Source organism: Phyllobacterium sp. P5_D12 (assembly GCF_054049495.1).
On the sequence record NZ_JBFUMG010000635.1, the window covers coordinates 1 to 2,406 of the forward strand.

General features: G+C 53.3%; 3 protein-coding genes. 1 reads left to right on the forward strand and 2 read right to left on the reverse strand.

Annotated elements, in window-relative coordinates; all coding sequences use genetic code 11:
• Together ACXJ5O_RS24545 and ACXJ5O_RS24550 are read right to left on the reverse strand one after the other, a co-directional pair.
• A partial coding sequence (locus ACXJ5O_RS24545) for a DNA polymerase IV (protein ID WP_457302187.1) occupies nucleotides 1-1,273 on the reverse strand: 1,273 nt, incomplete at its 3' end.
• A gap of 84 nt (nucleotides 1,274-1,357) precedes the next feature.
• Nucleotides 1,358-1,645, reverse strand: coding sequence for a DUF3572 domain-containing protein (locus ACXJ5O_RS24550; RefSeq protein ID WP_457302188.1), 288 nt, complete (start codon nucleotides 1,643-1,645; stop codon nucleotides 1,358-1,360).
• A gap of 322 nt (nucleotides 1,646-1,967) precedes the next feature.
• On the opposite strand from ACXJ5O_RS24550, the gene ACXJ5O_RS24555 reads away from it, so the two are divergent.
• Nucleotides 1,968-2,324 carry a response regulator gene (locus tag ACXJ5O_RS24555; RefSeq protein ID WP_436119481.1) on the forward strand — a complete coding sequence of 119 codons (357 nt, stop codon included), beginning with the start codon at nucleotides 1,968-1,970 and terminating at the stop codon, nucleotides 2,322-2,324.
• Nucleotides 2,325-2,406 lie beyond the last annotated feature (82 nt).

Genomic DNA, 2,406 nt, shown 5'->3' on the forward strand with positions numbered 1-2,406 from the left:
TGCCGAACGTGTATCCGGTCTCGACAGCATGGTTGCCGAATTTCCCGCGAAGCTTGTCTATCGCCGTTTCGGCAACCGCACGTTTAGTCGCCTGAATATCGACAAGGTCGAGCGGATCAGCGCGATCATTGTTGCCAAGGTCGCTGACGCCAATCCCGAGTAGACGAAATCGCGTGCCGTCGATTTCTTTTTCAAGCAGCGAAAAACCAGTGCGGAAAATCCGGTCGGCCAGTTGTGTCGGATCGGCCAACTGGCGGTTTCGGGTTCTGAGTTTGAAATCCCGGGACTTCAATTTAAGGACGACAGTCCTTCCAGCGATGTCCGCCGCTTTGAGGCGCCTCGAGACCTTTTCCGATAAAGACCGCAATATCGGCGTGAGCTCTTCAAGCGATGCGATATCTTCATTGAAGGTCGTTTCAGCGGATACGCTTTTGCTTTCACTGTCAGGTTCGACGCGGCGCGTATCAAGTCCCCGCGATAGACGGTAGAGGCGCTGCCCCATAGTACCATAGGCAGCCATCAAGGGGCCAAGTTCCATCGTCTGAAGTTGGCCTATGGTGCGAATGCCGTCGCGCTCCAGCGTCGCATTGAAAGCCTTGCCGACGCCCCATATCATGGTAACCGGTTTATCGGCTAGGAAAGCGGAGGCCTCTTGCTCTCCGATGATGGAAAAGCCGCGCGGCTTCTCGAAGTCCGAGGCGATCTTCGCCAGGAATTTGCAGTAGGAGATACCGACAGAAACGGAAAGCCCCATTTCTCGTTCTACCCGATTTGAAAAATGCGCCATCACACGGGAAGGTGGATCGTGATGCAGACGTTCTGTCCCTGACAGATCCAGAAAAGCTTCATCGATCGACAACGGCTCTACCAAAGGTGTCAGATCGCGCATCATCTGCCGAATTTCGCGACCAACCCGGGCATATTTTTCCATGTCGGGACTGATAACCACGGCGTGCGGGCAAGCCTCCAGAGCCTTGAACATCGGCATCGCCGACTTCACACCATGGATGCGGGCGACGTAGCAAGCTGTTGAAACGACGCCGCGTTTGCCGCCGCCAATGATAACGGGTTTATTGCGTAATTCAGGATTGTCGCGCTTTTCCACCGATGCATAGAAAGCATCGCAATCCACATGAGCGATGCTGAGGCGATAAAGCTCCGGATGGCGCAGGAGACGGGGGCTGCCGCACACATGGCAGCGTTTACCTTCCGATGTCTGAGCCGCCAGACAGTCACGGCAAAAACCAAATCTCGGATCGTTGGGGGTTGCCATTGGGGTCCGGAACATAAAAGGAACGAGCAGACCTTAGCGAAGGTGCCTTTACCTTGCAACGATCAGCCGAAGCCTATCAACCGTTCAATCGATATCTTGCCGGCCACCAGGAAGGAGCCGAAGTGCTTCCTGGAAGAGGGCAGGATCTGTGCCTGTTGCCTCGCAATAGCGTATTAGCGTCGGTTCGTGCCCAAGGTAGAATTGGAGAACACCCGCCAGAAAACCCGGTTCGCCGGCCGCCGTCCGAATCTGATCGGCGGTAATTCCGGTCAAAKCAAGGAACCGGGCAAGCAACTCACTGTCGTCGGCCAGGAATATCAAAGCATTGATGGCCAAGGTTTCCGCGTCGCCGAGATTGATCTGATTCCTCATTTACACCGCCTGTCCATGGTTTGCCGGGTCCTGCAACCCAGAATAGTACGTCTCACAGCCCTACATGCTGTTTCGTGTGCCCAAATTTCGCTGTAGCCGGTTGAATATGATCAAAAGAAGATGTTCAATAAATCCTTGGTTAAACATGATCAGCAGCATTTCGGGATTGGGCTGAAGAGTTACCTTTTCATCAATCATCACAGGCTATCAAATGCATCCATACAGTTGGGGCTGCAACCTGATCTTTGTCCCATAGTTCTTCACGGACGGCGCGCGTCTTTCAAGCATGATCAACAGGAAATTGCCGATGGTAAAGAAAGTGATGATCGTCGAGGATAATGAGCTTAATATGAAGCTCTTCCGCGATCTTATTGAAGCCAGCGGCTATGAAACCATCCGGACCCGCAATGGGCTGGAAGCGCTTGATCTGGCTCGCGAACATCGGCCAGATCTGATCCTTATGGATATTCAGCTGCCCGAGGTGTCGGGTTTGGAAGTCACGAAATGGTTGAAGGCGGACGACGAGCTGCATGTAATCCCGATCATTGCCGTTACTGCTTTTGCCATGAAGGGCGATGAGGAGCGTATCCGGCAAGGCGGTTGCGAGGCTTATATTTCAAAACCCATCTCGGTGCCGAAGTTCATCGAAACGATCAAATCTTATCTTGGCGACGCTTGACCGTCAGGGGAGTTAAATATGACGGCCCGCATACTAGTCGTTGACGATGTTCCCGCCAATGTGAAGTTGCTCGAAGCACGTC

What these genes read in the sequence shown, in the direction of transcription:
- ACXJ5O_RS24555 (WP_436119481.1), top strand. Translation starts at nt 1,968, where the DNA reads ATGATCGTCGAGGATAATGAGCTTAATATGAAGCTCTTCCGCGATCTT.